The sequence below is a fragment of the Nocardioides marinus genome (assembly GCF_013408145.1).
GTDB classification, from domain to species: domain Bacteria; phylum Actinomycetota; class Actinomycetes; order Propionibacteriales; family Nocardioidaceae; genus Nocardioides; species Nocardioides marinus.
In genome coordinates, this window is the sequence record NZ_JACBZI010000001.1 from 1686316 (window position 1) to 1703209 (window position 16894).

Annotated in this window: 12 protein-coding genes; 7 read left to right on the plus strand and 5 right to left on the minus strand. The window is 72.4% G+C overall.

Translation table 11 applies throughout. The annotated features are described in order from the left end of the window. The first annotated feature begins 140 nt into the window (after positions 1-140). The 4 genes from BKA05_RS08020 to BKA05_RS08035 all read left to right on the plus strand — a co-directional run bounded on the left by BKA05_RS08020 (position 141) and on the right by BKA05_RS08035 (position 4183). Entirely contained in the window at positions 141-1103 is a 963-nt protein-coding gene (locus tag BKA05_RS08020) for a PAC2 family protein (RefSeq protein WP_179530967.1), read from the plus strand. Next, positions 1104-1967 carry an acyl-CoA thioesterase domain-containing protein gene (locus tag BKA05_RS08025; RefSeq protein ID WP_179530968.1) on the plus strand — a complete coding sequence of 288 codons (864 nt, stop codon included), beginning with the start codon at positions 1104-1106 and terminating at the stop codon, positions 1965-1967. Beyond that, entirely contained in the window at positions 1967-2854 is an 888-nt protein-coding gene (locus tag BKA05_RS08030) for an acyl-CoA thioesterase (protein ID WP_179530969.1), read from the plus strand. Before BKA05_RS08025 ends, BKA05_RS08030 begins: the two co-directional genes overlap by 1 nt. Positions 2855-2974: 120 nt before the next feature. After that, a complete protein-coding gene (locus BKA05_RS08035) occupies positions 2975-4183 on the plus strand; it encodes a peptidoglycan DD-metalloendopeptidase family protein (protein ID WP_179530970.1) in 1209 nt (402 codons plus the stop codon). A 31-nt stretch (positions 4184-4214) separates the two neighbouring features. Here the strand turns inward: BKA05_RS08035 and BKA05_RS08040 are convergent, their stop codons facing one another. Then, positions 4215-5105, minus strand: a complete 891-nt coding sequence (locus tag BKA05_RS08040; protein WP_179530971.1) for a MaoC/PaaZ C-terminal domain-containing protein — start codon at positions 5103-5105, stop codon at positions 4215-4217. Position 5106: 1 nt separating this feature from the next. Next, on the minus strand, positions 5107-6441 hold the full coding sequence (locus BKA05_RS08045; RefSeq protein ID WP_179530972.1) for a 3-oxoacyl-ACP reductase: 1335 nt from the start codon (positions 6439-6441) through the stop codon (positions 5107-5109). A 173-nt stretch (positions 6442-6614) separates the two neighbouring features. Here BKA05_RS08045 and BKA05_RS08050 point away from each other — a divergent pair, with 173 nt between their 5' ends. Further along, complete coding sequence (locus tag BKA05_RS08050; RefSeq protein ID WP_179530973.1) at positions 6615-7898, plus strand: acetyl-CoA C-acetyltransferase; 1284 nt, start codon at positions 6615-6617, stop codon at positions 7896-7898. Positions 7899-8038: 140 nt separating this feature from the next. Here the strand turns inward: BKA05_RS08050 and BKA05_RS08055 are convergent, their stop codons facing one another. Beyond that, complete coding sequence (locus BKA05_RS08055) at positions 8039-8734, minus strand: TetR/AcrR family transcriptional regulator (RefSeq protein WP_179530974.1); 696 nt, start codon at positions 8732-8734, stop codon at positions 8039-8041. A gap of 157 nt (positions 8735-8891) precedes the next feature. After that, on the minus strand, positions 8892-10406 hold the full coding sequence (locus tag BKA05_RS08060; RefSeq protein WP_179530975.1) for an ATP-dependent DNA ligase: 1515 nt from the start codon (positions 10404-10406) through the stop codon (positions 8892-8894). A gap of 185 nt (positions 10407-10591) precedes the next feature. Here BKA05_RS08060 and BKA05_RS08065 point away from each other — a divergent pair, with 185 nt between their 5' ends. Further along, positions 10592-13840: a M36 family metallopeptidase gene (locus tag BKA05_RS08065; RefSeq protein ID WP_179530976.1), complete on the plus strand. Its 3249-nt coding sequence runs from the start codon at positions 10592-10594 to the stop codon at positions 13838-13840. 16 nt (positions 13841-13856) lie between these two features. Here the strand turns inward: BKA05_RS08065 and BKA05_RS08070 are convergent, their stop codons facing one another. Further along, complete coding sequence (locus tag BKA05_RS08070) at positions 13857-14642, minus strand: enoyl-CoA hydratase/isomerase family protein (protein ID WP_179530977.1); 786 nt, start codon at positions 14640-14642, stop codon at positions 13857-13859. Positions 14643-14689: 47 nt separating this feature from the next. Between BKA05_RS08070 and BKA05_RS20260 the strand changes: the two genes are divergently transcribed. After that, entirely contained in the window at positions 14690-16891 is a 2202-nt protein-coding gene (locus BKA05_RS20260; protein WP_179530978.1) for a molybdopterin-dependent oxidoreductase, read from the plus strand. The last annotated feature ends 3 nt before the right edge of the window (positions 16892-16894 follow it).

The following is a 16894-nucleotide window of genomic DNA, read 5'->3' on the forward strand; positions in this document are numbered from 1 at the left end:
TAATGATTGGGTGGACGGGTCGGTGCGCCCGGGGGAGCGGCGGGAATATCGTGGGCGGCTCCGGGCTTGCCCACACCGAGCGATCCTTCGGGCACGAGCCCGGCGACCGGACCCCGAGACCTGAGGAGAGTGGACCCGCCGTGGCCGACAACCGCCTGGTGCACATCGTCGACGACGTGCCCGAGCTCGACGGCCCGCAGCGACCCGAGTCGCTGACCATGGTGGTGGTCCTCGACGGCTTCCTCGACGCCGGCAGCGCGGCCGCGCGTGCCGCCCAGCACCTGGTCGACCTCGACGACACCGGCCCCGGCGCCGGGCGGGTCGTGGCCACCTTCGAGGTCGACGAGCTGCACGACTACCGCGCGCGCCGGCCGGCGGTCTCGTTCGTGGTCGACCGCTACCAGGACTACGACGCGCCCCGGCTGGTCGTGCGGCTGCTCCACGACACCGGCGGCACGCCGTACCTGCTGCTGCAGGGGCCCGAGCCCGACATCCGCTGGGAGGCCTTCGCCCGCGCCGTGCGCGAGGTCGTGGAGCGGTTCGGCGTCACCCGCACCGTCTCGATGGGCTCGGTGCCGATGGCCGTGCCGCACACCCGCCCGATCGCCCTCACCCACCACGCCAACGACCCCGAGCTCCTCATCGGCGTCTCGCCGTGGCGCGGTGAGCTGCGCGTGCCCAGCAGCGCCCAGGCGCTCCTGGAGATCCGGATGGGGGAGTGGGAGCACCCGATGCAGGGCTTCGTGGCCCACATCCCGCACTACCTGGCCCAGCTGTCCTACCCCCAGGCCTCGACCGCCCTGCTGGAGCAGGTCGAGCTCGCCGGGCGGTTGACGGTCGACCTGTCCGGCCTGCGGGCCGAGGCGGAGGACCGGGAGGCCGAGATCGCGACGTACCTCGCCGAGCACGAGGACGTCGCCGACGTCGTGGCCGCCCTGGAGAGGCAGTACGACGCCTTCGAGCGGGCCGAGGAGAGCGGTGCCTCGCTGCTGGCGCCCGACGAGCCCCTGCCGACCGGCGAGGAGATCGGTCAGCAGTTCGAGCAGTTCCTGGCCGGCCTCGACGAGCCCGGTGACCCCGACGACCGGAACGGTGGTGCCTGAGTGCCGCGCGACGTGGGCGAGCTGCTCTCGCTCCTGGACCTCGAGACGATCGACGACAACCTCTTCCGCGGTGCCCAGCAGGCCTCGGTGCTGCCCCGCGTCTTCGGCGGGCAGGTCGCAGCGCAGGCCCTGGTGGCGGCCTCGCGGACGACCGACCCGGCCTACGTGGTGCACTCGCTGCACTCCTACTTCCTCCAGCCCGGCGACACCGGCGCCCCGATCGTCTACGACGTGGAGGAGCTGCGCAGCGGTCGCTCCTTCGCCACCCGCCGGGTGCTGGCCCGCCAGCACGGCCGACCGATCTTCGTGATGACGACCGACTTCCAGAAGCCGGAGGAGGGGCTGGAGCACCAGGACGCCTTCCCCGACGACGTCCCTGCGCCCGAGGACTGCTTCGACCCGCAGGCCGGTCGCGGCGACGAGCTCTCGGAGTGGGCAGCCATCTCGATGCGGTACGTCGGCTCCTCGGCCGACCTGCTGCCCGAGGACCCGCAGCGGCCGGGTCGTCAGCGGTTCTGGCTGAAGATCGACGGCGACCTGCCCGACGACCCGCTGGTGCACGCGGCCGCGTTCGCCTACGCCTCGGACATGACCCTGGCCGGCGCGGCGCTCGCCCCGCACGGCTACCGGCTCGGCGGACCGGACATCATGATCGCCTCGCTCGACCACGCCGTGTGGTTCCACGAGGCGTTCCGTGCCGACCGGTGGTGGCTCTACGACCAGCACGCCCCCCGGGCCACCGGGGGACGGGCGCTGATCAACTCACGGGTCTTCACCGAGGACGGCCGGCTCGTGGGCTCGACGGCCCAGGAGGCCCTGCTGCGGCGTACCCGCCCCTCGCGGGCCGCCGGCGAGGGCTCGTGATGGAGGTCCCCGAGCCGACGCCGCTGCGCGGGCCCGACCAGGGCGCGGTCGACGAGCTCCTCGAGCTGCTCGACCTCGAGACCATCGACCAGGACCTCTACCGCGGCAGCAACGTGCACACGCCGCGCGGGCGGGTCTTCGGCGGCCAGGTCGCCGCGCAGGCGCTGTGCGCGGGCATCCGGACCGTCCCGCAGGAGTTCGGCGTGCACTCGCTGCACTCCTACTTCCTGCTCCCCGGGAACCCGAGCATCCCGATCGTCTACGACGTCGAGCGGATCCGGGACGGTCGCTCGTTCCTGACCCGTCGCGTGGCCGCGCGCCAGCACGGCCGGCCGATCTACTTCCTGACCGCGAACTTCCAGCGCGAGGAGGAGGGCTTCAGCCACCAGGACGCGATGCCCTCGGTGATCCGCCCCGAGGAGGGCCTGGACCTCGTCGAGCTGATGACCGTCCGCGGCAACAGCGACGCCGAGGCGCTCGGGCGTGAGTGGGCGGCGCTGGACGTGCGCTGGGTGGGCAGCTCCAAGCACGGTCTCGAGCCCGACCCGGTGCACCCCTCGCGGGCGCGGATGTGGGCCAAGGTCAACGGCGACCTGGGGGAGGATCCCGTCGCCCACGTCGCAGCCTTCACCTTCGCCTCCGACGTCTCGCTGCTGGGGGCGACCCTGGCCGCCCACCCGGTGGCCCCGCACAAGACCCAGATGGCCTCGCTGGACCACACCATCTGGTTCCACCGCCCCTTTCGCGCCGACCGCTGGTGGCTCTACGACCAGTGGTCGCCCTCGGCCCAGTCCGCGCGCGGCCTGGCCATCGGCCGGGTCTTCACCGAGGACGGCACCCTGGTCGCCACGGTGGCCCAGGAGGGCCTGATTCGACCCCGCGATTAGCACAACAAAGATGTAATTCGTGACAGACACGCCGCAGGTCGTTACTTTTGTGACGAAAGTGGCGGCTGTGCCCTCCTGAGGTGGGTGTGACCGGGTCCGCCCCTGTCGACAGGAGGGCCCGTGGCGCGGCTGCGGACGCTGGGTGCAGGAGCGCTGCTGGGCGCCGTGGTGCTCGTCGGGGTGCCGGCCGGTGCCTGGGCGCAGCCGGTCACCGACTACGACATGCCCTTCCCGTGCGGCCAGGAGTGGAAGGGGACCACCCGCTCCAGCCACAGCCCCAGCCCCCGGTCGATCGACTGGAACCGCGCCGACGACGACGGCGACCCGGTCGTGGCCTCGGCCCCGGGTGTGGTGAGGACGGCGGACGCGACCTCGGCCCGCGGGTACGGGCACCACGTGGTGGTCGACCACGGTGACGGCGAGAGCACGGTCTACGCCCACCTCGACGAGGTCCACGTGGTCGTGGGTCAGCGCGTCGACCAGGCCGCGCAGCTCGGCACGGTCGGGTCCACGGGCAACTCCACCGGCCCGCACCTGCACTACGAGCAGCGCCTCGACGGCCAGGACGTCGAGGCGTGGTTCGACGGGGCCGCCTTCGTCTACGGCTCCACCCAGCGCTCGGCCAACTGCGTCGACGTGCCACTGGCGGCGAACATGATCGGCAAGCCGGCCGCCGAGCTCGTGGTCTACCGGCGGGCGACCCGCTCGCAGTTCCTCGTCCAGCGGGCCGGGAAGGCGCCCAAGCGGATGCGCCTGGGCACGGCCACCGACGAGCCGGTGCTCGGCGACTGGGACGGCAACGGCAAGGCCAACCTGGGGGTCTGGACACCGGAGACCGGGGTCTTCACCCTCCGCGTCGGCAAGCAGTCGACCGCCCGGGTCGCGCTCGGCACCGCCTCCGACCAGCCCGTGGCTGGGGACTGGGACGGCGACGGCCGGTGGGAGGTCGGGGTCCGCAGCCCGGCCAGCGGCACCTGGCGGTTGCGCGGCGCCGACGGCTCCCTGCGCACGGTGACGCTCGGCGGCGCCGGCGACATCCCGGTCACCGGCGACTGGGACGGCGACGGGCGCACCGACCTGGGGGTCTTCGACCAGTCCACGGCGACGTTCACGCTGCGCCGCGAGGACGGGGACGGTCTCGTGTGGACCGCCCAGGTCCAGTTCGGCGACCCCGGTGACCTCCCGGTGGCTGGTGACTGGGACGGCAACGCCACCACCGAGGTGGGCGTGTGGAAGCCCGCCACGGCCACCTTCTCCGAGCGTCGCGCCGCCTCGGCCACCGCGGCCCGCGAGAGCACAGCTGCCCGGAGGTTCGGCCGGCCCCGCTGAGGTTCGAGCGGGGAGGGTCGAGCGGTGAGGCTCAGTGCGCGGCCGCGCGCCCCACGAGGTGCGGGGCCGACGAGCGAGGGTCGGTCAGCGAGAACAGGTAGCCGTCGTCGTACCGCTCGGAGCCGAAGGCGACCTTGCCGGGCAGCAGGATCGGCTTCTTGAACGCGACGTCGACGGTGACCGCCTCGGGCAGCCGATTCTCCAGGGCCGCCACGCACCGGGCCAGGCTCCACATGCCGTGCGCGATCTGCCGGGGGAAGCCCAGTGCCTTCGCGGTGACGGGGTAGAGGTGGATCGGGTTGTGGTCGCCGGAGACCGCGGCGTAGCGACGACCCAGGTCGGCGGGGAGCTTCCAGACCACGCCGTTGGACGGCGTGGTCGGGATCTCGAGGCCGGCCGGGGCGTCGGAGTCCCCCGTACCGCGCCGCAGGTAGGAGCTGGTGCTCTCCCACACCGGGGTGCCGTCGCCGTCGGTGATCGCGGTGGTGAAGTCGAAGACCCTCCCCTTGGCGTGGGGACGCGAGGGGGAGACGCTCGCCGAGACCTGCAGGGTGTCGCCGATGCTGATCTGCCGGTAGCGGGTGACGGAGTTCTCCAGGTGCACGGTGCCGATCGCCGGGGCCGGGAAGGCCGGGTCGGTCATGATCGCCATGTGCAGGCCGAAGGCCAGCATGTGCGGGTAGGTCAGCGGCACGGTGTCCTTGTGCGGGAAGCCGCAGACCTCGGCGTACGCGTGGACGTGCTCGCCGTCCACCGTCACCGGGGGGCGGTCGTAGGAGAGCCCGCCGAAGCCGTCCGCCGACGCCTTGCGTACGCCGGGCAGCGAGCCGACCACCGGGATGCTCGGCAGCGCCGCGCGCAGCAGCGCGCCGAGACCGGCAGAGCCGTCGTGGGACGTGGTGGCGGACGACGCGGTGGTCACCTCAGGCCCCCAGCATCATCTGGCCGCAGACCCGCACCACGTTGCCGTTGACGGCGGTCGAGCCGGGCGAGGCGAACCAGGCGATGGTCTCGGCGACGTCGACGGGCAGACCACCCTGCGACATCGCGTTGAGGCGCTGGCCGACCTCGCGGGTGGCCAGCGGGACCGCCGCGGTCATCGCGGTGATGATGAAGCCGGGCGCGACGGCGTTGATCGTGATGCCGTCCTTCAGCTCGTCCTTGAGGGAGTCCACGAACCCGATGACGCCGGCCTTCGAGGCGGCGTAGTTGGTCTGGCCGACGTTGCCGGCGATGCCGGCGATGCTCGCGACGCCGACGATCGAGCCGCCCTTGTTGACGACCTTCTGCGCGAGCAGCTCGCGGGTGATCTTCTCCGGCGCGGTGAGGTTCACCGCGATCACGGACTCCCAGCGGTCCTCGCCCATGTTGGCGAGCTTCTTGTCGCGGGTGATGCCGGCGTTGTGGACGACCACGTCGACGCCACCGTGCTTGGTGGAGAGGTGGTGGGCGATGCGCTGCGGGGCGTCCTTCGCGGTGATGTCGAGGGTCAGCCAGTCGCCGTCGAGCTCCTTCATCAGCGCCTGCAGCTCGTTGGCGGCCTGCGGCACGTCGACACCGACGACGGTCGCGCCGTCACGGTGCAGGACGCGGGCGATCTGCTCGCCGATGCCGCGGCTGGCGCCGGTCACCAGGGCGACCTTGCCGGCCAACGGCTGCTGCCAGTCGGCGACCGCAGCGGCCTTCGTCGTACCGGTGGCACCGATGCGCACGACCTGGCCGGAGACGTAGGCGGACTTGGGGGAGAGCAGGAAGGCCAGCGTGCTGGTGGCCGCGGCCTCGGCGCCCTCGGCGACGTAGACCAGCTGCGAGGTGCCGCCACGGCCGATCTCCTTGCCGAGGCTGCGGGTGAAGCCCTCGAGCGCGCGCTGGGCGACGCGCTCGGAGCCGCTGCACTGCTCCGGCGGGGTGCCGATGACCACGACGCGCGGGCACGAGGCCAGGCTGCGCATCAGCGGGGTGAAGAACTGCTGGAGGGCGACGAGCTGGTCGGCAGAGCTCAGGCCGGTGGCGTCGAAGACCAGGCCCTTGTACTTCTGGCCGTCCTCGGTCACCGCGGTGCTGGCGATGCCGACGGTGTCGAGCAGGCCGGGCAGCGACTCGGCCAGGCGGCCGGTGCCGCCCACGACCACGGTGCCGTCCACGAGCGGGTCGCCGGCGGTGTAGCGCTCGAGCGGCGTGGGGGCGGGGAGCCCGAGGTTCTTGACGAGGATCTTGCCCAGCGGGGACTGGGTGAAGCTCTGGTACTTGTCGCTCATGTGCGCGCGGTTCCTCCGTCGTGTCGACTTCTCAGCCCATCGGGTGCGGCCAGGGGCCAGCGGTGGCCATGGTGGCCAGCAGCATGTAACTAGACGTGTAACTCAGTGTCCACATTTCGTGACGTGCCACTCACAGCCTTCTCCCCGGGCGGCTTGGGCGCAAGGATGGGGGCATGCAGACCCAGACTCGTCGTGTCGCCATCATCGGCGGCAACCGGATCCCCTTCGCCCGCTCCAACACCCACTACGCCACGGCCTCCAACCAGGAGATGCTGACCGCGGCCATCGACGGGCTCGTCGACCGTTTCGGCCTGGCCGGTGAGGCGGTGGGCGAGGTCGTCGCCGGTGCCGTGCTCAAGCACTCCCGCGACTTCAACCTGACCCGCGAGGCGGTGCTGGGCTCCAAGCTGGCGCCCGAGACCCCCGCGACCGACATCCAGCAGGCCTGCGGCACCGGCCTGCAGGCGGCGATCCAGGTCGCCAACAAGATCGCGCTGGGCCAGATCGAGGTCGGCATCGCCGGTGGCAGCGACACCACCTCCGACGCCCCGGTCGCCATCAGCGAGAAGCTGCGCAAGAAGCTGCTCAAGGTCAACGCCGCCCGCGACACCAAGGGCAAGATCGCCGCGCTCGGCGCCATCCGCCCCGGCGACATCGGCCTGGCCATCCCCCAGAACGGCGAGCCGCGCACCGGCCTGTCGATGGGGGAGCACGCCGCCCTCACCGCCCTGGAGTGGCAGATCAGCCGGGAGGCCCAGGACGAGCTCGCCGCCGCCTCGCACCAGAAGCTCGGGGCGGCGTACGACGCCGGCTTCCTCGACGACCAGATCACCCCGTTCCGCGGGCTGGAGCGCGACTCCAACCTGCGCCCGGACTCCTCGGTCGAGAAGCTCGCCAAGCTCAAGCCGGTGTTCGGCAAGGGCGAGGCGGCCACCATGACGGCCGCCAACTCCACCCCGCTGACCGACGGCGCCTCCGTGGTGCTGCTCGCCTCGGAGGAGTGGGCCGAGGAGCGCGGCCTGCCCGTGCTGGCCTACCTCACCGAGTACGAGACGGCCGCGGTCGACTACGTCCACGGCGGCGAGGGCCTGCTCATGGCTCCGGCGTACGCCATGGCCCGGATGCTGACCCGCGCCGGCCTGTCGCTGCAGGACTTCGACTACTACGAGATCCACGAGGCCTTCGCCTCGCAGGTGCTCTCCACCCTGGCCGCCTGGGAGGACCCGGTGTTCTGCAAGGAGCGCCTGGGCCTGGACGCGCCGCTGGGCTCCATCGACCGCAGCAAGCTCAACGTCAACGGCTCCTCGCTCGCCGCGGGCCACCCGTTCGCCGCGACCGGCGGCCGGATCATCCCGGTGCTGGCCAAGCTGCTGGCGCAGAAGGGCTCCGGCAAGGGCGTCATCTCCGTGTGCGCCGCCGGCGGCCAGGGCGTCACCGCCATCATCGAGCGCCCCTGACCCACCCCGTCACCGCGGCCCCGTCTCCTCGGCCCCGTCTCCTCGGCCCCGTCTCCTGCGTGGAGGCGGGGCCGTGTGACGTCATACGGACGGGACGTCCGCTGGTGCGGGACGTATGACGTCCCAAGGACGGAGCAGGGTCAGGCGCGGCCGCCGCCGCGGGCGAGCGCGAGCGCGGAGACGACGAGGTAGTCGCGGACCTGGTCGTGGGAGATCTCGCCGACGGTGGGGACGCCGGGGGCGGCCTCCTTGACCAGGATGCCGACGCGGGCGAGCTGGAGGGCGCCGAGGCCGCTGGCGTAGAGCGTGTTCGCGAGCAGGGTGGGGTCGGAGACGGTGAAGTCGCCGGCCCGGACGCCGTCCTCGAGGGCGCCGGACAGGATGGACAGGCACCCGGAGATGCCGCGCCCGAGCCGGAAGAGCGCGCTCTCGGAGATCTCGTCGAGCAGCTCGGGGCCCGAGCGGCGCATCAGCGCCTGGGCGCAGTCCACGAACGCGGGGTGGGCCAGGGCGTAGTCGACGAAGGCGCCGACGATGCGGGCCAGCCGCTCGTCGGCGGGGCCGCCGGCCGCGGAGGCGGTCTCCAGCGCGCCGCGCATCTCCTCGAGGTAGCCGACCAGCGTGAGGGCGAAGAGCTCCTCCTTGCCGCTGAAGTGGCGGTAGACGATGGCCCGGTTGATGCCGACGGCCTTGGCGATGTCCTCGATCTGGGCGTCGCGGACGCCGCGCTCGTCGAAGAGTGCGCGGGTCGCCTGCAGGATCTCCGCCTCCCGGGCGCGGCGACGGGCCGCGGCGGCGGAGCGTCGGCCGTCGGTCTCGGGGGCGCGCGAGCTCATGCCTTGCACGATACGCGCGTGCAACTCGGAGTTGCACGCCTGTGACAGGAACGTCACGTCCCCTTGTTCCGACCTCTTCGCACCGAGCCGGCGTATCAATGCGCCGGTTCGGCGAGCAGGACGGGTCGAGCCGGCGTATTGATACGCCGGCTCGGCGTCAGGAGGAGAGGTGGGCGCGGACGGTGGCGAGGGTGTCGGCGTCGGTGGGGGACTTGTCCTCGCGGTAGCGGACGACGCGTGCGAACCGGAGGGCCACACCGCCGGGGTAGCGGGTCGAGCGCTGGACGCCGTCGAAGGCGATCTCGACGACCTGCTCGGGACGCACGTGGACGACGTGGCCCTCGCGGTGGGTCTCGAGGGAGAGGAAGCGCTCGGTCTGCCAGGCCAGGACCTCGTCGGTCATCCCCTTGAAGGTCTTGCCGAGCATCACCAGCCCGTCCCCGTCCGCGTCGCGGGCGCCGAGGTGGATGTTCGACAGCAGCCCGGAGCGACGCCCCGAGCCCCACTCCACGGCGAGCACCACGAGGTCGAGGGTGTGCACCGGCTTCACCTTCACCCACGCCGCACCCCGCCTGCCCGCGTCGTACGCCGCCGACGGGCTCTTGACCACCACGCCCTCGTGCCCGGCGCTGATCTGGGCCGCCAGGAACGACTCGGCCTCCTTCACCGAGGACGTCTCGAGTCGCTGCACCCGGTGCGCCGTCGGCACCAGCCGCTCCAGCGCGGCTGCCCGGACCTGGCCGGGGGAGTCCATGAGGTCCTCGCCGTCGAGGTGCAGCAGGTCGAAGAAGAACGGGCTGATCACCGCTCCGCTCGCCTGGGCGGTGCGTGACGAGGTCTCCTGGAAGGGCCGCGGGCGCCCGTCCGGACCGACCGCCAGGGCCTCCCCGTCGAGCACGAACCGCTCGGCCGGCAGCGACCGAGCCACGTCCACGACCTCGGGCAGGCGCGCGGTGATGTCGTCGAGGCTGCGCGTCACCACCAGGACGTCGTCCCCGTCGCGGTGCACCTGCACCCGGATGCCGTCGAGCTTGGCGTCCACGACGACACTCCCGCCCTCGCCGGCGGCCTTCGCGACGGCGGCGGCGACGTCGGTGGCCGAGGACGCGAGCATCGGCAGCACCGGCCGACCCACCTCGAGACGGAACCTCGCCAGCCCCGCCTCGCCCTCGGCCAGCGTCGTCTCGGCGATCGCCACGGTCGAGCCGGCCAGCATCGCCGCGCGACGTACGACGGTGAGCGGGACGCCCCCGGCCTGCGCCAGTGCCTCCTGGACGACCGCGTCGAGCGCCCCCTGGCGCACCTCGCCCGTGACCAGGCCACGCAGCCACTCCTGCTCGGTCGCCGTGGCGCGCCCGAACAGCTCGACGACGCCGGCGGCCCGCGCAGCGGACGACCCGGCCCCCGCCAGCACCGACAGCGCCTCGAACGCCTCGTGGACCTCGACGACCGAGAGCGTGGGGCCCTCCGCCGGGTCCGGCAGGGCCGAGAGCGAGCGCCAGCCCACCCCGGTGCGGCGCTGCCGCAGCCGCCCGCCGAGGTAGGACACCACGAGACCGACCTCCTCGGGCGGGGTGCGGGAGAGCAGGCCCGCGAGGGCCGTGACCTTCGCCTTGCGTGAGCGGGTCGCGGCGACCTCGGCGGAGGTGGAGACCAGGTCGTGGAGCAGCACGGGCCCAGCCAAGCACCGGCCACCGACGGTGCCCACACCCGCGGAGACGGGGCCTGTGAATCTGTGCACAGCCCCCCTGAGAGCGTGACTTAGCGGGCGCGTCCTCGTTGCCAGGACAGTGCGATCCAGGTCCTCACCAGGACCTCCGGCCGCCGCCACGACCCGACTCACCCCAAGGGCCTCACGTGTCTCTCACCCGCAAGATCGCGCTGGCCGGCCTCGCCGCTGCCATGGTCGCGACCCCGACGCTCTCCCAGGCGGCCCAGTCCAGCGCCGCCCCGACCGGCAAGGTCCTCGACCTGCTGACCTCGGACCGGGCGAGCATGCTGCTCCCGCTCGGCGGGGAGCTCCACCAGGACCTGGCCTTCGACAGCCGCGTCACCGACGCCGTCCTCGCGCCCACCGCGGCCCAGCGTCGTGCGGCCGGTGCCCTGCGCGGGGCGAAGGTCACCTGGAACCGCACCGGCACCCCGCGCAGCATCACGGTGCCCGGTGGGTTCCTCTCGGGCCCGAGCAGCCAGGAGCCGGTCGACCTGGCCCGCGGCTGGCTCGCCGACCACGCCGCGGCGTTCGGCCTGTCCGCCCGTGACATCGACTCGCTCGAGGTCGTGCGCGACCACGAGCTGCCGAAGATCCACGCCCGGGTCGTGAGCTTCGTCCAGACCTTCGGTGGCATCACCTCCGGCTTCGGCGCGATCCTCACGGTGGTGATCGACAAGCAGGGCCGGGTCGTCAGCTACGCCGGCGACCCCGTCCGCGCGACCCGCCTGCAGGGCTCCTTCGACCTCTCGGCCGGCCAGGCCCTGCAGCGCACGATCCGCAGCCTCGGCCCCGACCTGAAGAGCTGGACGGCCGTGCCGACCGGTGACACCCAGGGCGGCTACGAGGTCTTCAAGGCCGGCGGCCTGGTCTCCACCCAGTGGGTCCGCCGGATCGCCTTCCCGACCGCCGCCGGTGGCCGCGCCGCGTTCGCGACCCTGGTCGTGAAGAGCATGGACGAGGCGTACGCCGTCATCGTCGACGCGCAGACCGGCAAGCCGCTGCTGCGCAAGAGCCTGGTCCAGCACTCCGAGGGCACGGTCTACGAGAACTACCCGGGCGCCAAGAAGGGCGGCAAGCCGGTCGTCAAGAGCTTCGACGCCACCAAGGCCAGCCCCGGCGGCTGGGTCGACCCGACCGGCGCCGCGGGCATCCCCGGGCCGACCACGCTGGGGAACAACGCGAACGCGGCGATCGCCTGGACCGTCCCGCTGGTCGCGGCCGACCAGTACAACCGGCCGATCAGCCCGACGTCGGAGTTCAACTACGAGTTCCCCGACAGCTGGGGCTCCAGCAACGGCGCGACCGGCTCGTTCGTCGCCGACGCCAACGCGGCGGCCACCAACCTCTTCTACCACCACAACCGGATCCACGACACGTACTACGAGTTCGGCTTCACCGAGACCGGCGGCAACTTCCAGCTGATCAACGACCCGTCCTCCGGGGCGCTGCCGCTGGGTGGGGACCCGATCATGGGCGGCGCCCAGTCCGGTGCCCTCAACCTCACCGCGGCGGTGCTGCCCCTGGGTCGCAACAACGCCAACATGCTGACCCTGCCCGACGGCATCCCCGGCTTCACCAACATGTACCTGTGGGAGTTCGTGGACGACGTCTTCGAGGCCCCGGCCCGCGACGGCGACTTCGACGCCTCGATCATCGAGCACGAGTACGCGCACGGACTGACCAACCGCTACGTCGGAGGCGGGGGTCTGGGCTCGCTCGGCTCGGAGCAGTCCGGTGCCATGGGCGAGGGCTGGGGCGACTTCTTCGCGATGAACGACCTGTTCCGTCGCAACCTGACCCGGACGGCGGTCACCGCGCCGTACGTCGGTGACCCCGACCGGGGGATCCGCAACTGGAACTACGCCAAGAGCCCGGCCACCTACGGCGACTACGGCTACGACCTGTCCGGCCCGGAGGTGCACTCCGACGGGGAGATCTGGACCGCGACGCTGTGGACACTGCGCACCCGCATCCTCCGAAGCGTGGGTGGCAACCACCGCAAGGCCTCCGACATCGCCCAGCACCTCGTGATGGACGCGATGCCGATCAGCCCGCCCTCGCCGAGCATGCTGGACATGCGTGACGCGATCCTCACCGCCGGTGAGCTGCGGTACGGCAAGAAGTACACCGACCTCATCTGGGCCGCGTTCGCCGAGCGGGGCTTCGGTGCCTCGGCCTCCACCGTGGATGGCGCCGACACCGACCCGGTGCCCGGCTTCGACGTGCTGGACAAGAAGCAGAACGGCAGGCTCACGCTCGAGGTCGTCAACGCCTCCGCCGGTGGCCCCGTCAAGGGCGTGCGCGTCCTCGGCGGCCTGTTCGAGGGGCGCGCCACCCCCATCACGACGACCAACGCCAAGGGCCTGGCCTCCGCGCCGATGGCCGGCGGTTCCCACACCCTGACCCTGCAGGCCCCGGGCTTCGGCATCCAGCGCCTGAAGGTGACGGTGCCGAAGGGCCGCTCCGTCAGTCGCACGGTGAAGCTCCGCCCCAACCTGCTCTCGGAGTCCTCGGGCGCCAAGGTCGTGAGCACCTCCAGCCAGAGCGACGCGCTCCCGGCCACCAACGCCTTCGACGACACCGAGGCCACCGCCTGGCGCACCGAGGAGGTCGACACCGTCTACAACGAGGGCAAGCCCGCCACCACGGTGGTGGAGCTGGCCAAGAGGTCGGTGATCGACACCGTCAACGTCAGCGTCGTCAAGCCGGTCGGCATGCCGCGCTTCGCCGCCGCGAAGCAGGTGAGCGTGCAGACGTCCATGGACGGCAAGAAGTGGAAGACCGCCCAGGTCGCGACGTTCTCCTTCAAGGACCCGCGGCCGACCGTCGCGGACATGATGATGAAGACCTTCAAGCTGAAGAAGAAGACGAAGGCGAACTTCGTCCGGGTCGTCCCGAACAAGGTCTTCGGCGACACCGCGGCGTACGGCAACACCGCGATCGTCGCCGAGGTGCAGGCCTTCGGGAAGGCCACGGGCATCAAGCCCAAGCAGCCCAAGCCCGACAAGCCCGTCACCACCCAGGGCTCGGTCGCGGTCGGCAACATCGCCCAGGGCTCCCTGCTGGGCCTGGACCCCTACCGTCCGGGCGCCACCGAGCTGACCTGGACCGGATCGTGCGGTGCCGTCCCGGTGGGCAACGGCATCGACGCGTGGTTCACGAAGCTGCCCGAGGGCGCCGGTGACGGCCTGCACGCGGTCACCTACGAGGGCAGCGTCCCGATCGGCGAGTTCCTGACCTACGCCTACGACAAGGACTGCCAGCCGCTCACCGGCGGGTTCGCGCTGTTCGGTGAGACGGCCCCGATCCCGGCCGGTGCGGCCTACGTCGGCTTCCTGCTGCTGTACGGCGGTGGCGCGTCGTTCGACGTGACGATCTCCGAGCCGCGCTGACCCGTCGGGCCCAGCGTCACCAGCCGGGTGGCAGGGAGGTGAAGTCGGCCTCCCTGCCCTCGGCGAACGCGGCCAGCGCCTCGGTGTTCGCCGGGCCACCCATCAGCGCGGCGAAGGCCGCGTTCTCCCGCTCCCGGGCCGCGTCGATCCCCGCGCGCAGCGGCTCGATGATGGTGCGCTTGACGGCGACCAGGCTGGAGATCGGCTTGGTGGCGAGCAGCCCCGCGTGGCGTCGCGCCGTCGGCAGCAGGTCGTCGGGCTCGCAGACGCCGCGCACCAGCCCCATCTCCCGTGCCTCCTCGGCGCCGAACCACTCCGCGGACATCAGCAGCCACGACGCGGCCTGCCGTCCGAGCAGGAGCGGCAACAGGTAGGACGAGGCGGCCTCGGGTGCCACGCCCAGGCTCGTGAACGGGCACTTCAGCCTCGCGGTCGTGGACATGAACGCCACGTCGGCGAAACCCAGGATCGTGCAGCCGATGCCCAGGCCCACCCCGTTGACGGCGATGACGAGCGGCTTGGGGAAGTCCACGAGGGCGTCGACGAGGTTGGTGAAGCCGCCCTCGCCCTGGTCGAAGTCGGGGTCCGCCGCGATCCGGGCCATCTCGAGCAGGTCGGTGCCCGCGCTGAACCCGCGACCGTTGCCGGTGAGCAGCACCACCGCGACCCCGGGATCCTCGGCGGCCTCGCGCAGGGCACGCGCCGTGGCGTCGTACAACGCGATGTTGAAGGCGTTGAGCGCCTCGGGCCGGTCGAGGGTCAGCGTGCGCACCCGGTTGTCGTCATCGATCTGCAGGACCATGCGCCGAACACTAGGCGCAGGACTAGAACGTGTTCCACCATGTCCGGGTGACCCAGACCACCGTGTCCACCTACTGCCGCCTCTGCGAGCCCCTGTGCGGGATGGTCGCCACCGTCGAGGACGGGCGGCTGGTGTCGCTCAGAGCCGACGACGAGCACCCGCTCAGCCGGGGCTACGCCTGTCCCAAGGGGCTGGCCTTCCCCGAGGTCCAGCACGACCCCGATCGGGTGCTGCACCCGCTGCGGCGGGTGCCCGGCGGGGCGCCCGGTGACTTCGAGCAGGTCTCCTGGGAGGAGGCGCTCGACGACATCGCCGCACGCCTGCGGACCCTGGTCGACACCCACGGCGGCGGCTCTGTCGGACAGTTCTTCGGCAACCCGGTCGGCTTCAACATCACCGGCACCCTGTGGGCGGGCGCGCTGATGAGCGCGCTCGGCACCGGCCACCAGTACTCCGTGGGCAGCCAGGACATCAACAGCCGGTACGTCGCCAGCAAGCTGCTCTACGGGTCGATCTCGCAGGTGCCGTTCCCCGACCTGCGGGGTACCGACCTGCTGCTGGTGCTCGGCGCCAACCCGCTGGTCTCGCGGGCCAGCGGGGTGCGTGCTCCGCGCGTGAAGGAGCACCTGTCGGCCATCGTGGCCGGCGGCGGCCGCGTGGTCGTGGTCGACCCGCGGCGCAGCGAGACCGCCAGGGCGTTCGAGCACGTCTCGATCGAGCCCGACGGCGACGCGTATCTCCTGGCCTCGCTGATCCAGGTGCTCGACGAGGAGGGTCTGGTCGACGGGGAGGCCGTCGCCCGACAGGCGGTGGGAGCCGAGACGCTGCTCGCGGCCGTGGCTCCCTTCACCCCTGAGGCCACGGCCACACGGACAGGGATCGAGCCGGGCGTCGTCCGAGCGCTCGCCCGCGACCTGGCCGCCGCGCCCCGCGCCGCCGTCTACGGCCGCACCGGCACCTGCCTGGGGCAGCACGCCACGCTGGTGAGCGTCCTGATCGACGCGCTCGCGCTGGTGACCGGCAACCTCGACCGCGAGGGCGGGGTGCTGCTCGGCCAGGCCGTGGTGCCGTTCGAGGAGACCGCCGAGAGAGCCGGCCGGCTGACCTACGACGCGCAGCGCAGCCGGATCGGCGGGTTCCCCGACGTGATGGGCACCTGGCCGGCGGCGATCATGGCCGACGAGATCACCACGCCAGGCGAGGGGCAGCTGCGGGCGCTCTTCGTGCTGGCCGGCAACCCGGTGCTGAGCAGCGTCGACGGACCCGGCCTCGCGGCGGCGCTGGAGCAGCTGGACCTGATGGTCGCGCTCGACCTCTACGTCAACGAGACCAACCGGCACGCCGACTACGTCCTGCCCGCGACGACCTGGCTGGAGCGCGAGGACGTGCCGTTCGCGATCGTGGCGTCCAGCCCCTGGCCGCACGTCCAGCACACGCCGGCCGTGCTCGAGCCGGCCGGCGAGGCGCGCCAGGAGTGGGAGGTCTTCGACGAGATCGCCCGGCGCGCGGGCATCTCGCTGTTCCTCCCGGCGTGGGCCGCCACGCTGACCCGCCCGCTGCGGGCCCTCGCGCGGCGCGCCGGTGCCCGGACGACCCCGTGGACGCTGGTCGACCTGCTCCTGCGCACCGGCCCGCACGGCGACCGCTTCGGTCTGCGCCGCGGCGGCCTGAGCCTGAAGCGGCTCAGGGCCGAGCGACACGGCGTGATGCTCCCGCCCGCGAGCGGCGGCCGGCTCGCCGAGGTCGTGCGGCACCCGCACGGGAAGGTCGACCTCGCCCCCGGCCAGCTCGCGGCCGAGTGGGACCGGCTGCGCTCCGCGCTCGAGGTCGAGACGGACCCGGCGTACCCGCTGAAGATGATCGGCCTGCGGGAGATGCGCTCGCAGAACTCCTGGATGCACAACAGCCCGACGCTGATGAAGGGGCGCAACCGCCGCCACACTGCCCGGATCCACCCCGATGACGCAGCCGAGGCGGGTGTGGCCGACGGCGACCTCGTGCGGATCCGCTCGGCGGTGGGGGTGATCGAGACCGTCGCCCAGCTCACCGACGAGGTGCGTCGCGGGACGATCGCCTGCCCGCACGGCTGGGGTCACGACGCCGGCTGGTCGGTGGCGAACGCCGCGGGGGGCGCGAACACCAACGAGCTGGCTTCGGCGCGCGTCGAGGACGTGGAGTTCCTCGCCGGGATGGCGCGGCTCAACGGCATCCCGGTCCGGCTGGAGGCCGCGGTCGGTGCCGTCGGCTAGCGT